The 21,223-nt window shown below is 42.3% G+C and carries 17 protein-coding genes; all 17 read left to right on the top strand.

The window, feature by feature from the left end:
• Positions 1-69: 69 nt before the first annotated feature.
• The 17 genes from hemA to MHN81_RS26335 all read left to right on the top strand — a co-directional run bounded on the left by hemA (position 70) and on the right by MHN81_RS26335 (position 20,972).
• Positions 70-1,326: a glutamyl-tRNA reductase gene (hemA, locus tag MHN81_RS26415; RefSeq protein WP_023397321.1), complete on the top strand. Its 1,257-nt coding sequence runs from the start codon at positions 70-72 to the stop codon at positions 1,324-1,326.
• Positions 1,327-1,333: 7 nt separating this feature from the next.
• Positions 1,334-2,419 carry a peptide chain release factor 1 gene (gene prfA, locus MHN81_RS26410; RefSeq protein WP_023397320.1) on the top strand — a complete coding sequence of 362 codons (1,086 nt, stop codon included), beginning with the start codon at positions 1,334-1,336 and terminating at the stop codon, positions 2,417-2,419.
• Between the two features lie 4 nt (positions 2,420-2,423).
• On the top strand, positions 2,424-3,266 hold the full coding sequence (prmC, locus tag MHN81_RS26405) for a peptide chain release factor N(5)-glutamine methyltransferase (protein ID WP_036974954.1): 843 nt from the start codon (positions 2,424-2,426) through the stop codon (positions 3,264-3,266).
• Positions 3,267-3,328: 62 nt separating this feature from the next.
• Complete coding sequence (locus MHN81_RS26400; RefSeq protein WP_023397318.1) at positions 3,329-4,876, top strand: DUF3369 domain-containing protein; 1,548 nt, start codon at positions 3,329-3,331, stop codon at positions 4,874-4,876.
• A 7-nt stretch (positions 4,877-4,883) separates the two neighbouring features.
• Positions 4,884-5,258 (top strand): SirB2 family protein, encoded by a 375-nt coding sequence (locus tag MHN81_RS26395; protein ID WP_023397317.1) that lies wholly within the window; start codon positions 4,884-4,886, stop codon positions 5,256-5,258.
• A gap of 141 nt (positions 5,259-5,399) precedes the next feature.
• Positions 5,400-6,203 (top strand): tetratricopeptide repeat protein, encoded by an 804-nt coding sequence (locus MHN81_RS26390; protein WP_023397316.1) that lies wholly within the window; start codon positions 5,400-5,402, stop codon positions 6,201-6,203.
• Between the two features lie 328 nt (positions 6,204-6,531).
• Positions 6,532-7,383, top strand: coding sequence for a 3-deoxy-8-phosphooctulonate synthase (gene kdsA, locus MHN81_RS26385; protein ID WP_023397315.1), 852 nt, complete (start codon positions 6,532-6,534; stop codon positions 7,381-7,383).
• A gap of 93 nt (positions 7,384-7,476) precedes the next feature.
• Entirely contained in the window at positions 7,477-8,370 is an 894-nt protein-coding gene (locus tag MHN81_RS26380) for a transcriptional regulator GcvA (protein ID WP_023397314.1), read from the top strand.
• A 15-nt stretch (positions 8,371-8,385) separates the two neighbouring features.
• Positions 8,386-9,027: an alpha/beta family hydrolase gene (locus MHN81_RS26375; protein WP_239427182.1), complete on the top strand. Its 642-nt coding sequence runs from the start codon at positions 8,386-8,388 to the stop codon at positions 9,025-9,027.
• A complete protein-coding gene (locus MHN81_RS26370; RefSeq protein WP_023397312.1) occupies positions 9,020-9,388 on the top strand; it encodes a DUF423 domain-containing protein in 369 nt (122 codons plus the stop codon). Before MHN81_RS26375 ends, MHN81_RS26370 begins: the two co-directional genes overlap by 8 nt.
• 36 nt (positions 9,389-9,424) lie before the next feature.
• Positions 9,425-10,510 carry a 23S rRNA (cytidine(2498)-2'-O)-methyltransferase RlmM gene (rlmM, locus tag MHN81_RS26365; RefSeq protein ID WP_023397311.1) on the top strand — a complete coding sequence of 362 codons (1,086 nt, stop codon included), beginning with the start codon at positions 9,425-9,427 and terminating at the stop codon, positions 10,508-10,510.
• Positions 10,511-10,680: 170 nt separating this feature from the next.
• Complete coding sequence (locus tag MHN81_RS26360; RefSeq protein WP_239427181.1) at positions 10,681-11,241, top strand: hypothetical protein; 561 nt, start codon at positions 10,681-10,683, stop codon at positions 11,239-11,241.
• Between the two features lie 486 nt (positions 11,242-11,727).
• A complete protein-coding gene (locus MHN81_RS26355; protein WP_239427180.1) occupies positions 11,728-12,078 on the top strand; it encodes a hypothetical protein in 351 nt (116 codons plus the stop codon).
• Between the two features lie 173 nt (positions 12,079-12,251).
• Positions 12,252-19,295: an FG-GAP-like repeat-containing protein gene (locus MHN81_RS26350; RefSeq protein ID WP_239427179.1), complete on the top strand. Its 7,044-nt coding sequence runs from the start codon at positions 12,252-12,254 to the stop codon at positions 19,293-19,295.
• Between the two features lie 14 nt (positions 19,296-19,309).
• The gene (locus MHN81_RS26345) at positions 19,310-20,029 is read left to right on the top strand and encodes an ankyrin repeat domain-containing protein (RefSeq protein WP_239427178.1); all 720 of its coding nucleotides are present in this window, start codon (positions 19,310-19,312) and stop codon (positions 20,027-20,029) included.
• Between the two features lie 83 nt (positions 20,030-20,112).
• Entirely contained in the window at positions 20,113-20,412 is a 300-nt protein-coding gene (locus tag MHN81_RS26340) for a hypothetical protein (RefSeq protein WP_239427177.1), read from the top strand.
• A 212-nt stretch (positions 20,413-20,624) separates the two neighbouring features.
• Positions 20,625-20,972 carry a hypothetical protein gene (locus MHN81_RS26335; RefSeq protein ID WP_239427176.1) on the top strand — a complete coding sequence of 116 codons (348 nt, stop codon included), beginning with the start codon at positions 20,625-20,627 and terminating at the stop codon, positions 20,970-20,972.
• The last annotated feature ends 251 nt before the right edge of the window (positions 20,973-21,223 follow it).

Here is a 21,223-nt window from a genome sequence, read left to right as displayed (position 1 = left end):
TTTCCATATTCGATTGATTTTTGGTAAAATTGGCCGCTTTAAAGCAGGGCTTGGGCAACACTGGCATTTATGACCATCATCGCACTTGGTATTAATCACAAAACCGCTTCCGTTGAATTACGTGAAAAAGTCGCATTTTCACCAGAGCAATTGTCTCGTGCTTTGGAGCAGCTCAATCGGTTATCAGAGTTTCATGAATCAGTGATTGTGTCTACCTGTAACCGTACCGAAATCTATTGTAGCCTCGACAATGATAATTCCCAAGCGCTTCTCGGTTGGCTGGCAAATTTTCATGATATTTCGCAACAAGAACTGGCTGACAATGTGTATATTCATCAAAATCAAGATGCGGTGAATCATTTAATGCGAGTTGCATGCGGTTTGGATTCATTGGTGTTAGGTGAACCGCAAATTCTTGGCCAGATAAAGCAAGCTTATAACAGCTCGAAGCACCATCATGTGATCCAGCCCATGTTTGAGCGCTTATTTCAAAAAACCTTCTCGGTTGCAAAGCAGGTACGCACTGAAACTGAGATTGGTGCCAGTGCGGTATCCGTTGCTTATGCTGCGGTGAATCTAGCAAAACACATCTATGGTAAGCTCGATAAAACAAAGGTCTTGTTGATCGGAGCAGGTGAAACCATAGAGTTAGTTGCCAAGCACCTCTCTCAACATCACCCGCAGCACATTACCGTTGCAAACCGAACGATTGAGCGTGCTAAAAATCTCGCCGAGGAAATTGGCGGGGATGTCATATCTCTTGCTCAGCTACCCGATGAATTACACAATGCAGATATCGTGATAAGCTCTACAGCAAGTACTTTACCGATAATTGGTAAAGGGGTGGTAGAGCAAGCGTTAAAGCAAAGAAAGTATCGTCCTATGTTGTTTGTTGATATTGCAGTGCCAAGGGACATTGAAAGCCAAGTCAATGAACTCGATGCTGCTTATTTATATACGGTTGATGACTTACAAGCCATCGTCAATGAAAACATCGCAAGTCGCGAACAGGCAGCAACACAAGCCCAGGAGATCATTGACGATAAAACCAGAGAGTTTGCAGATTGGCAGCGCTCTTTAAAATCGGTTGATGTGATCCGTCAGTACAGGACATCAGCACAGGAAATAAAATTAGAGCTCGTGGAAAAGGCTGTAAATCAGCTACAATCGGGTAAAGATTCAGAAAAAGTCTTGCTTGAGTTGGCTAATAAGCTCACAAATCGACTTACTCACGCCCCTACGCACGCTATCCAAAAGGCAGCAAAAGATGGGGATACAGAGCAGTTAATATTGCTTAAGCAGGCATTAGGTATTGAACAGGAATAATATATAGATGAAAGAGTCTGTCTATCGTAAGTTAGAAACCCTAGTTGAGCGTCATGAAGAAGTAGAAGCAATGCTAGGCGATCCAGAAGTGATTGGCGATCAGAACCGCTTTCGCGCACTTTCTAAAGAGTACTCAGAGCTTGAAGATGTTGTAAAAACATTTACTGCTTATCAGCAAGCACAAGAAGATGTCGCTACAGCAGAAGAAATGTTGAAGGATTCAGATCCTGATATGCGCGAAATGGCGCAAGAAGAATATAAAGAAGCAAAAGCGGCGATTGTTGAATTAGAAGATCAGCTACAAGTATTGATGCTGCCAAAAGATCCAAAAGACGATAACAATGTTTACCTAGAAGTGCGTGCTGGTACGGGTGGTGATGAGGCGGCTATTTTCGCCGGTGACTTATTCCGTATGTACAGCCGCTACGCTGAAACGCAAAAGTGGCAAGTAGAGGTTGTCAGCGCTAACGAAGGTGAACATGGTGGTTATAAAGAAGTCATTGCCAATATTAAAGGTGATGGTGTGTATGGCAAGTTGAAGTTTGAATCAGGTGCGCACCGTGTACAACGTGTTCCTGAAACTGAGTCTCAAGGACGTGTTCATACCTCAGCATGTACTGTTGCTGTTATGGCCGAAATTCCAGAAGCTGAAGCAATAGAAATTAATCCTTCAGACCTTAAAGTAGATACATTTAGAGCGTCAGGTGCCGGTGGTCAGCACGTCAACAAAACAGACTCTGCCATTCGTATTACGCACATTCCAACAGGCGTTGTTGTTGAGTGTCAGGATGAGCGTTCTCAGCATAAAAACCGAGCGAAAGCACTTTCGGTATTAGGAGCGCGACTACAGCAAGCTGAAGATGAAAAGCGCCAAGCAGCAGAGGCCAGTGAGCGCCGCAACTTAGTTGGTAGTGGTGATCGCTCAGAACGTATTCGCACCTATAATTACCCACAAGGTCGTATTACAGACCACCGTATTAACTTAACGCTTTATCGCTTAAATGAAGTAGTCAGTGGTGAACTGGGCGCGATCATTGACCCACTTCTGATTGAACATCAAGCAGATTTACTTGCTGCAATGGGTGATGACTAAGGTGATCCCGCAGTCCAATGCCCAAGCGATTGCTTGGGCTACGAATCAATTGCTTGAGCATTCGGACTCTCCCAAACTTGACGCAGAGGTACTGCTGCTGCATATCCTCGACAAGCCTAGAAGTTACCTATTTACATGGCCCGAAGCTGAACTTGCTGAAAAACACCAACAATTATTCAAAGAGTATATTGCGCGGCGATTGCAAGGCGAGCCTGTTGCGCATATTACAGGTGAACGAGAGTTTTGGAGTTTATCATTCTATGTTAACAACAGCACGCTAATCCCAAGACCTGATACAGAGACTTTGGTTGAGTATGCCCTTGACTTAGCATTACCTGAGCAGGCAAAAGTGTTAGATTTGGGCACTGGCACAGGCGCAATTGCTTTATCTCTTGCCTCTGAAATGCCCAATTGGCAAGTATGGGCGGTTGATTATTCTCACGACGCCGTCGCACTAGCAGTGCGGAATCAACAAAGGCATGGCTTGAATAATGTGACTATTGCACAAAGCGATTGGTTCTCTAATGTACCTGAGCAGCTATATGACCTAATTGTCAGCAACCCTCCTTATATCGAAAGTGATGACGTTCATTTAAAGCAGGGAGATGTTCGCTTTGAACCTTTGTCTGCGCTGGTTGCACCAGAAAAAGGTTACGCTGATATTCGCCATATTGCTTCGCAGGCTAGAAAATACCTACGCCCAAGTGGCTTTATTTTAGTCGAACATGGTTTTGAACAAGGTTGCGGTGTCAGAGAGATTTTTGCACAAATGGACTATCGCAATATACTTACAATAAAAGATATGGCAGGCTGTGATAGAGTAACTTTGGCACAAATGCCTCAGTGATGCGTTGAATGCATTAATATTTTTAGTTACAGCCCGCGTCAAACAAGCGTTAAGGACTCTCTATGGATGATTTTTTGTTTTCAGATGAGCCAACAGATGTCATAGAAACGGAACAAAGTGGCACTTGGAAAGTCATTATTGTCGATGACGAACCTGAAGTACATGCAGTCACAAAGCTTGCATTGAGTGATTTTGAGTTTCAAAAGAAAAAACTAGAATTCCTCAGTGCTTACTCTGGTGAAGAAGCAAAGCAAGTGGTTATTGAGCACCCAGATGCAGCCATTGTGTTACTCGATGTGGTGATGGAAACTGACGACGCGGGTCTTAAGGTCGCGCAGTTTATTCGTGAAACGGCAAAGAATAACAATATCCGAATTATTCTTAGAACGGGACAGCCTGGACAAGCCCCCGAACGACAAGTGATCGTTAACTATGATATTAATGATTATAAATCTAAAACAGAATTGACCGCGCAAAAACTGTTTACAGTTGTGATGTCTAGTTTGCGTTCCTATCGAGATATTTTATCTATCGATCAATCTCGGCAAGGCCTTGAGAAAATTATTACCGCCTCACGCGATATTTTTGCAACACATTCAATCGAGCAGTTTATCGAAGGCGTTATGCAGCAACTGACCTCACTGCTAGGCACAGTTGATGAAGCCATGTATGCAACCTCCCTAGTTGCCAGCAATGAACCTGATACATGCAGTGAAGAACTTGTCGTATTTACTGGGCGAGGAGAGTTTGCAAAATGTGAAGGTAAGCCGATAGAAGACGTCCTCAACGAAGAGCAAATTCGAGCTTGTAAACAAGCCCTCAATGAGAAAAGCATAGTTTACAAAGACAACTATTTATTCTCATATTGCTCGAGTGAATATAATCATGCTTCTATGTTATTTGTGTCTGGGATCCCTGAGTTTTTAACCGATACACAAAAACACTTAATCGAAATATTTTCTCAAAATGTGCAGTTGGCGTACGAAAATGTGCAGCTGCAAGCCGAAATTGAAGATACACAGCAAGAACTTGTTTATCGCCTTAGTGAAGCATTGGAAATGCACTCGACTGAGTCTGGCAACCATGTAAAGCGTGTAGCGTATATTTGCCATGCGCTTGCTGTGGGCTATGGACTTGGAAATAGAGAAGCAGATCTCGTTCGGATCGCGTCACCTTTACATGATGTTGGCAAAGTGGGCATTCCTGACGCAATACTTAATAAGCCAGCAAAACTTGATGACGAAGAATGGACAGTGATGCAAAGCCATGCCAAAAAAGGTTATCAATTATTGCGTGACTCGAAGCGGGAAATTGTGAATGCAGGGGCGATCATTGCAAGAGACCACCATGAGAAGTGGGATGGTAGTGGTTACCCTAAAGGCACTAAAGGTGAAGATATTCATGTGTTTGGACGAATTGTCGCCTTGGCTGATGTATATGATGCACTGCGCCATCGCCGCTGTTACAAAGAAGCATGGGAGCTTCCTGACGTCATTAAAGAAATTAACAATCAAAGCGGAAAGCACTTTGACCCGAAATTGGTTAAGGTGTTCAATGAGATCATAGATGATCTAGAAGATATCTTGGTGCGTTACCCAGATAAAGAGTGAGGTTGATGTGGATTATATTGCTCTAAAACATACCCATATGATTTTTGCCCTGTTGAGTATCATACTGTTCTATACACGCTCAGTATCCCGTTTAGCAACTGGCAAATTGGCAAAACAAAAATTAGTGTTTATTACCAGTCATGGCGTTGATACCTTGTTGCTTATATCTGCTGTGTATTTGGCAATAACATTAGGAATGAAACCTAGCTCACAACCTTGGTTAATGGAAAAAATTATCCTTGTTGTGGGCTATATTGCACTGGGCTTTGTGATAGCGAAGTCAAAAAGTAAGGCAAAACAAATCCCTGCGTTGCTTGGGGCGACAGGCGCTTTATTAGCGATTGGTTATTTGGCTTCGACTAAGAGTGCATTTATTCTTTAATCTATTGCCAGAAAACCCACTACAGCCCGGCGTGTTCGAATAATCAGCGAGTTAATTGAGCGATAAATTTCCCCTTGGGAATGGGCTAAAAAGTGTTACACTACCGCCTTATTACTTTCACATGGGTTAGCAGTACAGTCTATGACGGATACTTGGTTTGATGAACAGCAAGAATTAGGTATGGATTACGCCGTGCCTGCATTACTTCGTAGCATTTATGCTGAACAGCGTTGGGATGCGCAAGCCGACACCGAGCAAACGCTGTGCCTATTGGCTGAGCTAGAGTTGGCTGTTGACGAAATGTGTGTAAAGGAAAAAGATGTACACAAGCGTGTAGACTTGTTGCTTGATACATTTTATACCAAGTGGTTGTTTAGCGGGACGGGGCAAAAAGTTCCTGAGTACTTACTCAATAACATCGCTTATGTGATTAAAATGCGCAGTGGCACTAGCACTGCGTTGGCTATTTTGCTTGCGCACCTTCTGGAGCGTGCAAACTTTAATGCGACTGTTGCACTGATGCAAAATGAAGTCATGGTACATGTGGCATTAAGTAGTGAAGAAGGCTATATCATAGATCCGGCTTCCGGCCAGCAATCTTGGTACGTAACCCCCGAAAATGATAGCGAAAAAGATCAAGAGCCAATGGAGTTGATCATAGGGGATGAGGCTTTCAAACTTTATCTTGCTCAACAAAAATGGTCTTTTATTGCTGCTGAAAAGTTTAGCCACGCGTTGAGCTGTGTTGAGTTACTAATGGAACTATTAGGCGATGACCCTTACGAGAGACGTGACAGAGGGTATTTACTCAATCAACTTAACTGCCCCAAAATGGCCAAAGATGATTTACAGTTTTTTGTAGATGAATGCCCTGATGACCCTACCATTGAGATCATACAGAACCAAATAGAAGAGCTTGCCGACCACAATAACATATTGCACTGATGTGTGCTGGCCATGTCAGCACAACAAGTAGTGGATGTTATAGCCGTTGAAAATACGCAAGTAAAATACCGATCATCGACTAACCGCGAGTAGTCAAACCAAGTGCAAGATTATATGCTCTAAACACTTTAATTAGAGTTTTTGGTTAAGCTGAGTGCTCTTAGGAATCGTATTGCCAAACTAAGAAGCGCACTCAGCTTTTTTGCCATAATGGCACTATGCTTGATTTTATCAATCGCAGATTTGCCCTCAAAGAGAATAAAAAATACAGTGTACTAGGTAGCAGGGCATATTGATTGTTCTTCACCTGTTTAAATTGGATTGAAATATGAATACACAGATTATAAAAGTTGGAAACATCGAAGTTGCTAACGACAAACCCTTTGTTTTGTTCGGTGGCATGAATGTGCTTGAATCACGTGATCTTGCCATGCAAATTGCAGAGCACTATGTTGAAGTCACTTCAAAGCTCAACATCCCATATGTATTTAAAGCTTCTTTCGATAAGGCGAATCGCTCTTCAATTAATTCATACCGCGGGCCGGGGATGGAAGAAGGACTTAAAATTTTTGAGGAGATCAAACGTACTTTTAACGTTCCGGTGATCACTGATGTACATGAACCATTCCAAGCAGCCCCGGTTGCGGAAGTGGCAGATGTGATTCAATTGCCTGCCTTTTTGGCGCGCCAAACTGATTTAGTTGTGTCTATGGCAAAAACAGGTGCTGTGATCAATGTTAAAAAGCCGCAATTCTTGGCACCTCATGAAATGCGTCACATCATCAAAAAAATTAATGAAGCGGGCAATGAACATGTAATTTTATGTGAACGCGGAAGCAGCTTTGGTTACAACAACCTCGTGGTTGATATGTTAGGTATGGATGATATGAAACATATGGCACCGGTGATTTTTGATGCGACACACGCGCTACAACGTCCTGGTGGTCGCACTGATTCTGCAGATGGCCGCAGAGCACAGGCGGCTGAATTAGCAAGAAGTGGGATGGCACTCGGGCTTGCTGGTTTATTCATTGAGGCGCACCCAGATCCAAATGTTGCTAAATGTGATGGTCCTTGTGCTTTACCGTTAGATAAGCTTGAAGGCTACTTAAAGCAAATGAAAGCAGTTGACGATCTAATCAAAAGCTTTGACTCGTTAGATACTAGCGCGAGTGTATAAGCAGCCTATTTTAAAGGCCGGGCAGTGACCAAAGGATGGTGGTTGCCCATCAATACAACATCTCAATATAACAACATGTAAAGGCGTCCTGCTATGGCAAGAAGGTTACCACCACTGAATGCTTTAAAGGCTTTTGAAGCAGCAGCCAGGCACTTAAGTTTTACCAAAGCCGCCGAAGAGTTATTTGTGACTCAAGCGGCCATCAGCCACCAAATAAAAACACTCGAAGAGCACTTAGGCTTAAAGCTATTTTTAAGAAAAAACCGCTCACTGTTGCTGACCGAAGAAGGACAAGGTTATTTTTTAGATATTAAAGATATTTTTTCGCAGTTAATTGATGCGACTGAAAAGTTACTTGCTCGGGGCGCAAAAGGGTCGTTGACCGTGAGTTTAACGCCGAGTTTTGCGATCCAGTGGTTAGTTCCTCGACTGAGTAAGTTCAATGAGCTTTTTCCTGATATTGACGTTCGGATAAAAGCGCAAGACCAAGATGAAAACTCTTTAACAGATGACGTTGACGTTGCAATTTATTATGGACGAGGTAACTGGAGTGGCGTGCAAACCCATAAATTGCACACTGAATATTTGGTTCCATTGTGTAGCCCACTGCTTTTAAATGGACCTAAACCTCTAGACCAGCCAAGTGATTTGGCCAATCATAACTTATTGCACGATACGACGCGTCGCTCTTGGAAGGCATGGTTAAAAACAGCTGGCGTGCGCAATGTGCCTGCGAATACAGGGCCTATTTTTAGCCATTCATCCATGGTGCTACAGGCTGCTGTGCACGGTCAAGGAATTGCTTTGGGCAACAGTGTGCTTGCCAAACCAGATCTTGATGCTGGGCGACTAGTTATCCCATTTAGCCATAGTTTAGAAAGTAAAAACGCTTATTACTTGGTCTGTCGAGAGGCGCAAGCGGAGCTTGGAAAAATTGTCTCATTTAAGGATTGGATGCTCAGTATGGTTGAGCAAGAACAAATTTAAGAAGCGATAGTGAATATGAATGACAAAGTAACCATAGAATGGCACCGCGCACAAAATCCAGTGGCGCAATTTGTGTTTGCCCATGGAGCCGGTGCAGGGCGCGACTCTGAATTTATGCAAGACATGGCATCAAAGCTCGCCGGACAAGGGATTGACGTTGCACTGTTTGACTTTGAGTATATGGAAACAGCCAAAGCACAAAATAAAAAACGACCACCTGATAGAGCCCCCAAATTATTAGCGCGTTACGAACAGGTATTGTCACAGCTCGATGACGCACTGCCGATATTTATCGGTGGTAAATCAATGGGCGGGCGTATGGCTTCTATGCTAGTGTGCGAATCGGCTTCATCTATAAAAGGTGTGCTTGCATTTGGTTATCCATTTCACCCACCCGGTAAGCCGGAAAAGCTGAGAGTAGAGCACTTTGGTGATATTCTGTGTCCATTTTTAATACTGCAAGGCGAGCGAGATACATTTGGCAACAAAGCGGAGGTAACCGCACTACAATTGGATGCAACGCCAGAGTATTTTTGGCTACCAGATGGTGATCACTCCCTTAAACCGCGTAAAGCAAGTGGCTTGACCGAAATGCAGAATCGCGATGCTGCTGCGCAAAAAGCAGTGCAATTTATGCGAGACATTAACCATGGCTAAACTATTTTTATTGGCAGGCAGCGTATTTTGTATGCTATCAGTCGCACTAGGGGCATTTGCGGCTCATGGGTTAAAGCACCACGTGAGCGAGTATGCAGTCGATATATTTAAAACGGCTGCCGAATATCAAATGACACATGGTTTGGCGCTCATTGCGGTGGCACTGCTGATGAAGTGGGGTATGCAGCTTAAGTGGGCTGGTCTTGCATTTATCGCAGGAATTATACTGTTTAGTGGCAGTTTATACTTATTGGCACTGACAGGCTCAAAGTGGCTAGGCCCTATCACTCCCATCGGTGGAATGTGTTTTATAATTGGTTGGCTGATACTCATAGTAAAAGCCGCGAAGCAACCTCTTTAATTTTGGAAACTCTTTAACTTTGGAAATATTGAAACAATGTCGAGTGTAGTAATTTATTGCCGCAGTGGTTTTGAAAGTGATGCGGCTGCCGAAATTAATCATCACGCCATGCAGCAAGGTGTTGCCGGTTATGTAAAGGCTAAACCAAATACCGGGTTTGTGACCTTTGAATGTTACGCCAGAGAAGATGCTGAGCGGCTGGTCAAACAAATAGACTTCAAAAGCCTGGTGTTTGCCAGACAGTGGTTTACAGGTACTCTACTGACAAATATGCCACTGGAAGATCGCGTTGGGGAAATAAAGCAGTGTGTAGCAGATTTCCCGCTATGTGGTGACTTACGTGTCGAAACACCAGATACCAATGAAGGCAAAGAGCTATCTAAATTTTGTAAAAAAATCTCGACGCCACTGGCTAAATCACTTGAGAAACAAAATAAGTTGACGCGCAGTATCAAGCCACAAAAGCCTGTTTTGCATATTTTATTTTTAGCCAATGATACTGCATACGTAGGTTACTCATTTAGCGACAATAACTCACCGTTTTTTATGGGGATCCCAAGACTGAAAATGCCGGCTGACGGGCCAAGTCGTTCGACCTTAAAATTAGACGAAGCATTTAACGTATTCTTGACCAAGGAGCAGGCAGAAGAGCGCGCCCGTCCGGGTATGAGAGGAGTTGATTTAGGGGCATGCCCAGGCGGCTGGACGTACCAATTAGTCAGGCGCGGTATGTTTGTGGCGGCCATTGATAACGGCCCGATGAACGATAAACTGATGGACAGTGGCCAGGTTAAGCACTTCAGAGAGGATGGTTTTAAATATCGCCCTGAAAAGCGCAATATAGATTGGCTGGTGTGTGATATGGTCGAAAAACCAAGCAAAGTAACTCAGCTGATGATCGATTGGATAGTTAACGGTTTTGCCAAGGAACTCATTTTCAACCTTAAGCTGCCAATGAAAAAGCGTTTTGATAGTGTGTACGAATGTTTGCAGCTGATTGATGATGAGCTTGCACATTATAATGTTGGTTACAAATTGCAAGCTAAGCACCTATACCATGATCGCGAAGAAGTCACAGTTCATATTCAGGTCTTAAAAGTCCCGCAAAACTTGTATAGTTAATGCTAATATGTTGTATTTATAAGGAAATTAATGCAACATACTAACCTTCTATATCTAATTATTTTTTATTTAATTGCTTTATAACTAAAAAATAAAATCTCGCCGATTTAAAAATCTTTTATGTTCTTAAATTGTAAGTGCTAGCTTATAGCCTAAATGGGCGATTTCTATTGGAAGGTATGGTGATAAATAATACGATGGAAGTTGATATGATATTAAATAGAATAAAAAGTTATGCAGTGACAATCGTATTGTCAACTTGCTTGATGATGACGCAAGAGTCAGAGGCATGCACAGTAGCACCTGATGAATATATGTTAAATCATGAGAAAATGATTCAACAGTCGGCTGATATTTATCTTGTAAAAGCGATAAGTAAAAAGCGAGAAAATAAAATCATTACTACCACATTTGATGTACTTGACGTTGTAAAAGGACGTGATAGAAAGCAAATAACCATCTCTTTTCCAGATTTTGAATATGAGAAAAATTCTTCACATCGATTCATGACCGACTTCTCTCTTCATAATGATGAGAAATTTTGGAAGAGTGGCGTGGGTCGAAGTCAAATATTAACCAACTGTGAGACGGTTGCTAGCTTCAGATTAGGCTATGGCTATTTATTATTTCCTAAGTTTAAGTCAAATGCTAAAGGAGCAGAGATTATTAATGATACGTCTGATAAATGGTATCAATTTGTCAAGGAAAGTATTTCAGCTGATTTAAAATAAACCTGGTTAGGTGAGATAAATTTAAAAGGCGTATATGGACGCACCATTTATGTCAATTTAAGTAAGTGTAGCGGGGCAGTTTTTACTGCCTCGTTATCTTTTATTTTAATACCTACCAGCCACGGTTAAATGACTAACTATGTGCAATTAAGGGTTGCTCTCACATACATCCCTCAATTTAACCTGCAAGTGCACCACATAAAAAACCAAATAAAAGGATGGGCTTATCAACCTTTTCCGGTGTAAACGTATGACCCATTACACTTTAGGAACTAAAAGGAATATAGCAAAGACGTTTCAGTCCTAATCGGAGATCTTGTATAGAAGCCATCAGCATTTCAATGCTAAACGTGGTGTAGAATCTTTAATTTAACATTCACCAACAATTTTTAAGCATTTTTGTATTTTTTATACTCGAAATTACGTCTTTATGATAATGTTTGAATGAAAACTCAACAATATAAAAACATAATAAAGGATAAAATTATGAAAACTGCTTGTACAATGTTCTCTATCGCCCTTCTTTTAGGCTCTTCTTCTGCACTTGCTAGCTGTAATAAATATAGCTGTGAAGGCGTATCAAATGTCGTCTTTTCTTCAGTTATTGCTGATAGTGATGCAGTGAAAATCAAGTTTCATGAGGGCACGAACGCGACGTTAAGCTGTAACCTTGATGCTGATAATGCAGCTGTATTGGATCAAAAGAACCCTAATTACCGCAATATGCAATCTATGTTGTTAACTGCCATCGCGGCAAATTTACCTGTTGGTCTACAATTTGACAAATCGTCTTCAGGCTGCGCTGTACAATCGGTAGAAGTCAAAGTCGTAGAATAACTTTTCTTAACGAACTACTCGCAACGAGCAAGCAAGTGTAATTTATTTTGGGTATGACTTAGGCTTATTAGCTTAAGTTAGCAGTTACTTCTTTATGTTACGAAGTACTTTATTTGCTCTGTGATCAATGCCTATTCATGGCTTCGATATACAACAAGAAAAGTGAATTCTGTATGTTAAAGAAACAAGGATTATTGGCCCTACCTCTTGGGCTATTGAGTTGCTGGGTGCATGCCAGTCCAGTTACTCCTACTAATAATGTATGGCAAGACAATTCCGGAAATTTATATTACCAACAACCAGTTAAGCAAGTTACAACCGCAGATGAAGTGCCCGTCAGCATCCGGGTTTTTGAATCTCATCCTTATGTTCGTATTATTCAAACTGCGAACGGATTCGAACTAGAAGGTATTTCTAAGTCTGAGTTTGCAGCGCAACATAGCGAAATGGATGTTGTGGGCAAACGACTGCGTAGTGACTTCGATGGCGATGGCCAAGCAGATGCACTGATCCAGACGGATCTCGGCCACGAATTGTTGGTGTCACGCAATACGGTTAAACCTTATCGCATCGGAATTAATATCCGAGACTTTGGTCAGCAAATGGAAGTACGTGATTTCAACTACGATTTTCGTGCTGATATTGTCGATAAGAGCAATAATAAAGTGCACTACGCACAATCAACGGGGTTGAGTCATGCCATTAATACCAATGATTATGTTGGCTCTTTACCTGCCCAAAGTAATGTTTCGCCAGGCGGTGAATTTACCTACAATATTCCGATCACCTTAGGCGAAGCGACTGGTGGACTGAAACCAAATGTATCACTGAGCTATGCATCTAACCCGCGCAATGGCCACGTTGGGGTCGGTTTTAACATCGATGGGCTCAGTGCCATCACTCGATGTGAAAAAAATATGGAGACCGATGGCGTTGCTGGATCAGTAAATCTTGATCAGAATGATCGCTTTTGTCTAGATGGGCAGCGTCTGATTGTGAAATCAGGCCGCACCTATGGCAGCAACAACTCAGAATACCGAACTAGGCAGAATACTGGGCAAAAGATCATTGCTCATACATCTAGCACAGCTACGGGCCCATACGCGTTTACTGTGTACGATACACAGGGAAATAAACTGACTTATGGTAAACACGGCTCTGCACAGGATGCGCTAGTTAAGGCCAGCAATGGCCGAGGTTATACTTGGGCGTTAAAGCGTGTCGAAGATGCGTCGGGTAATTACTATGTTTACAATTACACCAAGGTGAACGGCAGTCTTGAGTTTTATCCTACATCTATCAAGTACTCAGGTCACGGCAGTGGTGCCACTCGCAATGAAGTTCGCTTCAACTGGGAAGATCGCCTTGATAAGCGCAGGCTCGCCTATTTAAAAAACAATAAGATAACGCTGACCAAGCGCCTGAAAAATATTGAGTCGTATTATTCGGGCCGTTTACTACGCCGCTATAATTTGACTTACGGCTATGCTGGTACAGGTGTGACAGAAAGTGTGCTGAAAAAGGTGCAAGCGTGCTCAAGTAATAATAAGTGTTTGTCACCAACAGTTTTCAACTGGAACTCGAGGGGATCTGTGAGGCTAGGTCGAGATATTGGTCGTGATTACTCGAGAAACAGTCGCTATAAAGCGCATCAGTTTATGGACTTCAATGGTGATGGATTAACTGATATTGCCTATGTGCGCAATGATAGAGGCAGTTCATCGGACCATTTATATATGATCCCAAATAATGGTCGAGGATTTGGCGATGAGCGACGATTTCATGATCTTGCTAATAAAACATTCCGCAGAACATGGAAAATAGTCGATTATGATAAAGATGGTAAAGATGACATTCTTTATTTATCTGGCAGCAATCAGCATTGGAAGCTGATGCGTCATACTTCTGCGATGAACTTTTCATTTACGTCTTTAACCTCTATTAGTAAGCCAACAAATGATGAAAATACGCGGTTTTTGGATATTGATGCCGATGGTTACCCGGAACTATTGCATTTTGTCGGCAACAAATTGTCTTATCAAAAAGGCACTAAAACTGGCCTAGCTAGTGGTGCTGCCAAACCAATTAAGTTCAATTTAAATGCGCCAAGCGGTTCAACGGCTTCGATGATGTCCTATGACAAGGATGACAATACATTTCCAGCAATGGACTTTAATGGCGATGGCCGTGCGGACTTTTTAGCAAAAGTAAGAGTATCTACCTACAATGATGATCCTTTTCCACCTTGCGATCGTCCGTGGGCTTGTGAAGATCCCAGAATAGTAGCGCCCCAAATACAGGCTGGCGCTTCAATAAAACAAGCCAGTGAAAATCAAGCTTTGATACCTGTGTCACCTAAGCAATTGAACCCAGTTGATATGAGTCGATCGCCAGCGGTTGAGACCCAGCAGTTGATGCAGCAACAAAGCGGGCTTATTACTCCACAAGGGTACAGCCACAGCTATAGCTGGAAAATTCTCGTATCGCAGGGCAGTGATACATTTGCAGAATTTGTCACTGTATCGTCAACCTATAATATTAAAGATATTCAAGCTGTCGAACTAAATGGCGATGGTTTGGCTGATATTCTCTACCGTAATAACAGCGATAACTGGTATGCCAGAATAAACAATGGACACGGTTTCAACAGTGCCATTTACTTATTCAAGTATAACAAAGCAGCCTTAAAAACATTTGATATCAACGGTGATGGCACAGCTGAGGTCTATAGAGAAGATCATGGAGATCACTTCTATTTCTTTAATGGCAGTGGCTTTACAGCGAGAAAGCTGACATCACATGGGTCAAATTTTGATTTCACCACTTTTATGGATGTTACAGGGGACGGTACGCCTGATAAGTTAGTCTTTTCTGGACGTATGGGCTTGTATCAAAACAGTGATAGTCCAGCCACTTTGATCTCTTCGGTGACAGATGGGTTTGGTGTCAATACAACGGTTTCCTACTCTACGCTTAATAATCGCAGTGTGTATGTACCAGACTATGATGCGAGGCACAAAAACTGGGGTAACGGCAGGGTAACAGACATTAAAAAAGGCGCTCGTGTTGTTAGCTTATTGCGTAAAGGTGAGGATTTATTTACCTATAAGTATTATGGCGCAAAAGCGCAAGTAGGTCGTGGTATGCTCGGCTTTAGACAAGTTGTCATAGAGAGCAGAAACGCCGGAACTAAAGTTGTAAGCACTTATCGCCAAGATGGTGATTATCGAGGCTCGGTGTCTAAAGTGCAGACATACGTTAAGTATGGTAGCGATACGAGCTCAGGCGGAGGCGGAAATCCCCCCCCACCACCAATTGACCCGTGCGATGAAATTCCAGAGATGTGTAATTGTAACTGGGAACCAGGCAAACGCTGTGAGCTGCCAAGAGCTATTCCTGTCGATGAGCTGATAGCTTCTCCGCTAACAGCCATGAGTCGTTCAGAGTTAAGTATCCAAAGTGCTTCATCAAGCAGTGTTTGGCGATTGAAGTCAGAAGTAACCAATACCCATGGTAATAAGAGAGATACAGGCTTTAAAGCTGGTAGTAGCACTTATCCGTATATGGTTTATCCAAGTCGTTCAGTGACAAAGACCTATAATACGGACACCAGTAGCCAGACGCTCATTGCGACAAAAACTGAGCAATTAACAATAGATAGTTTTGGCAATCCAGTATCGAAAAAAAGCACTATTGACAGTAAAAATGGCTATGCACACACGTCTGAGGCACATACCTACTCGTACAGTAAATATGGCGGTAGATTGACTAAGAAGCAGACAACAAAGCGCTATTTAAATCGTCTTAATGGCAGCAACCGAGGCAATTATCAAAATACACAAACGGTAAACTATGCCTACGACAGCAAAGGACGAATGATCAAAACTACCGCAGATAATGGCGTGGCCACGAGCTACACGCTGAATAGCTATGGTATGGTCACCAAAGAAACGGTATCGTCCTCCGGTCTACCTACTAAGGTACTGACGAAATACTATGACAGTACGAGTCGCCACTTGACCGGAGAGTCAAATAGCTTGGGTCACAGAAGTACCATCGGTTATGATAATTTGGGTCGCAAGTATTATGTGCAAACAGCCAATGGCCAGCGTACTTATAGCACCTATAACCAACTTGGACGAGTGACAGGGGAGGTGTCTACACCGGCAAATAATACCAGTATTTCAGGCAGTCAAGCGCTGAGTACTAGTAAAGTGCAATATTGGTGTAAATCGATAAACCACTGTCCGTCAAATGCAACTTACTATGAAGAGACTACCGTAGAAGGGACACCTGACTCCAGAGTCTATTTTGATAAATATGGGCGTGAAATTCGCAAAGGCAGTGTGTCTCTAAGTGGCACTTATGTATACACAGACTTTACTTATGATACTAAGGGTCGTAAATATAGAGAGTCTCTACCTTATTTTGCTGGTGGCACAATACGTTGGACAGTTTATCAATATGATAAGCAAAACCGTGTGATTAAAATTACCAAGGCTGATGGCTCTGTCTGGAAAACCGAATACAACGGTGAAGCGGTGATAAACGTTAACCCCTTAGGACGCCGTAATACTCAGGTTAAAAATGCCATGGGACTGTTGGTTAAAGTCACGGATGCAAATAATAAATCCGCAGAATATCAATATGATGAAAATGGTAAATCTCGAAACTTGAAGGGACCGAAAGGGAACCAAATTCAAATACTGTATGATAAATACGGCAACAAAACTCGCGTGGTTGATCCTGATAAAGGCACAATCAACTATACTTACAACAAATATCATCAGTTGACCAAAGAAACGGACAGCAACGGCAATGTGATGACATACAGCTATGATGTTTTGGGTCGTCTTATTGAGTCTGTACGTAAAAAAGGCACTGTTGTAGAGCATCATACGGTCACTAACTATGACAGTGGCAGCTATGCAAAAGGCCAAGCTTTTACTGTTAATGATAAGGTATCAGGGTTTACTGAACGTTATTACTACGATGCATTTAGCCGCAGTCGTGAAAAGCAGACAGTGATAGAAGGGGACACCTATAAGGAGAAGTGGGAATACAACAACTCAGGCCAGTTAACTAAGGAAATTGACGCGTCTGGTAAGAGTGTTATCTATACATATAATGCTCATAAGCACTTAGCCTCGTTGAAAGACAGTCAAACCAATTCTGTGGTTTGGCGAGCTGTTACCGTGGATGCATTTGGCAATCTAACTAAAGAGCAACTTGGTAGTCGGATTGTACGAAACAAAGGTTTCGATGCAGAGACAGGTCTATTGACCAGTATGACGACGACAGGTAGTGGTACTTTGCAAAACTTGCGATATGACTGGGATAACCTGGGCAATTTGAATTATCGACAAGATCTGGCGATTGGTAAAAAAGAAACTTTTGCTTATGACGCACTTAACCGGGTGACACGCAGCACGATATCTGGCGTTGCGACAACGGATATCCGTTACAATGAGCTGGGGAACATAACCTACAAGACTGGTGTGGGTAACTATCATTATCAATCAAGTCGACCCCATGCTGTCACTGAGGTCACCGGGGCCCGTGCGAATAAGTATCAATATGATGCCTCGGGCAATATGGTCAAAGACAATGACAGAGTACTAAGTTATAACACTTTCCATAAACCAACCTATATAGAAAAAGGGGATTACTGGGTTGAGTTTGAGTACTCAGGTAATGGTAAACGTTTTAGACGCCTCGAGTTTGGTGGTGAAAAAGGCGCATTGATCCCCATTTTGAATGGAGACATCACTACTTTCATTCCAATTGCTCAGGAAACCCGGTATGTCGGTAAAGTTGAATTTATCCGATATGGAGGGTCAAGTACCTGGGTGAGCAAGCGCTATATTGCTGGCAAAGTGTTGGTAACGACGGTCAATAACCAAGCAACCACACGCTATATCTTGGACGATCACTTAGGGTCGACGCATGTGATAGCTGACAGTAATGGGCGCTCAGTTCAAGTCATGAGTTTTGATGTATTTGGCGCGCGTCGAGATGCTAAAACTTGGGCACGTGATTTCAGTGACACCAACAAATTTACCAGCATGATCACTTTGCGCGGCTTCACCGGTCATGAGCAAATTGATGAGGTAGGCCTTGTTCATATGGGGGGGCGGATCTATGACCCAATCCTTGGTCGATTCTTACAAGCCGATCCTATGGTTCAGGCGCCTGAAAATATTCAAAGTCTTAACCGCTATTCTTACGTAGTTAATAACCCGCTCAATAAAACAGATCCGAGTGGGTATATTTGGGTGACGTTGGCAATTACCGCTCTTAAGGCAATTGCAGCAAGTTCGGCGGTAAGCGCTGCGGTTGCTACTGCGATTAGCTACGCGTTGACTGCTTATACTTATTATGGCTACGCGCAATTTGCGATCAGTGTTAACAATGCCATTAAAGGAGGTGGAACGGCGATGGCCAACTTCTTAGGTGGGCTAAGTAAGAGTTTGGCAAAACAGTGGTTACAGGGCAAAGTCATGGATGCCACAGGTATGACGCAAGCAATTGAAGAGATTGACAAGAAGTTCTCTCTAAAGGTTACACCGAGTGCGATTGCTGATTTACCAAAAATTGAAGCGGCATCCTGTGTGTATGAGGATTTTGCTCAGTGTCAGGGGACGGATCACTACAAGCGGCTTTCAGATCAAGAGCTTGAAGCAATGGACTTAGATCCGAAGGATTTTAATACAGAAAGCAGTATGAATGCGGCTTTGTTTAAAGATAATCAGGGTAAATACCTCTTGGTTTACCGTGGTACTGCGGAGCTACTACCAGATGTTGGCGCAGACATTACCCAAGCGTTTGGTATTGAAACCACACAGTACACTGAAGCGATGGACTTGGCACAGGTGGTGGTGGACAGACTGGGCAATAATGTTGAGTTTGCCGGGCATTCACTTGGTGGCGGGCTTGCAGCCGCAGCGTCAATGTTTACTGGCAACCCAGCAACCACGATAAATGCGGCGGGTGTGCATGATCGAACCATGACTCGGCGGGATGTGGATATGTCGACGGTTGATCCGTCCAAGATCAAAGCTTACTACAACACCACCGATTTGCTGCATATTGGGCAATTATTACCCTTCTTGCCGTCTGCCAATGGCAAGCAAATTGCGTTGACGCCTTTGAGTTCACACGGCGTGGTTGGGGCATGTTCATCTATGGGGGGTAAACCTTGCGACTATTCCGATTGATTATAGTTGCGCTTATGTTCCTGCAGACCGGGTGTTTACAACTCGGTCATGCAGTAACAGGCGGGATTTATAGCATTTTGCCGGGCCAGGAATACACGGACCAAATGTGTTTAAAGCTTGCCCGTGCGGCATTGAATGGTAATTTAAAGCGCTTAAATAAGCTGCTTGCTACGCCGAGTCACCAGGTAAATTGCCAAGGTAAAACCGGGTTTACGCCTTTATACTTTGCCATAAAAGGCAGGCAGCTCAGTGCCTACACTAGGTTACTTGAAGCGGGGGCTGATCCCAATATTCCATTTGGCGGAAGGGGTAACAATGTTACGTTTCTTGCAAGCTGGATAGGGATTGAATATTTACGGCCCGCTGCTGAGCATGGCGCTGATTTTAACCAAAAAGATGCATTTGGCAGAACGCCGGTATATAAAATTATTAGCTCAGATACGAACGAGGCATTTTTGTTAGCACTGAGCAAAGGGTTTGATGTCAACAATGTTGATAACTCTGGAGGAACGCCTATTGTAAGAGCGCTTGGTTCTTATCGGTTTTTTATGGCGTGGAAGTTATTAGAGAATGGAGCTGATATAAATTTGAATCCAAAATCTAATATAGGGGATGCGTGCTTCCAGTTAAATAGAGCCATTGGACGTAAACATGAGTTGACGCAGTCTGCACAGTTAGAGATTGCAAAATACTCTCAGCAATTAATAGATGCAGCTAATTGTGACGATTTATAGAGAACGCTTTATATATTAGAGTATTCTCTTCATATATTGATAGATAAAAAATATAAATAATTATTTAGTTTTAAGGACAAAAAATGAAAAAAGTAATTGCACTTGGTTTTGCACTTATAAGTAGTGAAGCGGCCCTAGCTTATAATGCCAATTCGAGTGTGGAAATTAAGAATATTAGAGTTAGACCTACCGTTGCGTATGTATTATTTGAGGGGTGTAGTAGATATTCTAAGATTTACTTGTCGAATGATTATTACAAATCTATGTTTTCCGTTGCTATGATGGCTGCGGCGTCTAATAAAAAGGTTGCAGTTGAATTCCAAGAAAATAAAAGCTGCGCATCAACGGAGCCGTTGATTAATTACATAGATATAAAAATTTAATCACGCCTTAATATTTTTTTAGTAATAAAGTTGGCTTGTCTGTTTTTTATGATGAGTCAGCTTTGCATTTTCCGCCCATCCTATTGAATTCATTTAACATTTCTATGTGTAGGTAGCTTTTCACTTGTGGGTATTATTATATTCATAAGGTGTTTTGTTTTTTTTTGAAGTTATATATAATAGTATTTATTTTATAAAATAAGGGAGTTAAAGTGAGTAAGTTATTATTTTCATTGTTATTGTTAGGTGCTGCAACTCAGCCAGCATTTGCTTCTTCTAAAGAAACATCCATAGGCAATTACATTACCGAACTAAATGTTTATGCAAATTATGGAGAAGGTGATGTTTACGTCAAATTAGATACTAATGGTAATCATTGTAAGCACGGCTACTTTGTAAATAAAAACAGCAAAGGCTATGAGTCTACATTGAGCAGTTTACTTAGTGCATTTCATACACAATCAAAAATAAAAGTGACAGGCTTTACGGGAGCGGCGCATAAGTGGAGCGGCAGTGTTGGTGTTACTTGTGAAATTTATGCAATACAATTTAAACGTTAGATAAAGGCGTTGATATCAAAGTGGTGGAGTTGGACATTAATCTAACACACACTTTAAAGACGAATTTACGGGCATTGTGAGTGAGTCACTCATGTGCCCTGACAAGTCAGAAATATAAGCAGGCGCAATGTACTGTTTATGGCTTTGCGACAATGTAATGCCTACACGCTCACATTCGAAATATTTTGATACATACTACATGTGTGTACTTACTACCTTTAAAAGTCTTTCCTATTAAGAAAACTGTACAT

Source organism: Pseudoalteromonas sp. Of7M-16 (assembly GCF_022347805.1).
GTDB lineage: Bacteria > Pseudomonadota > Gammaproteobacteria > Enterobacterales > Alteromonadaceae > Pseudoalteromonas > Pseudoalteromonas luteoviolacea_F.
Note: the sequence above shows the minus strand (reverse complement) of the source record. Positions and strands in the feature narration are given on the sequence as shown.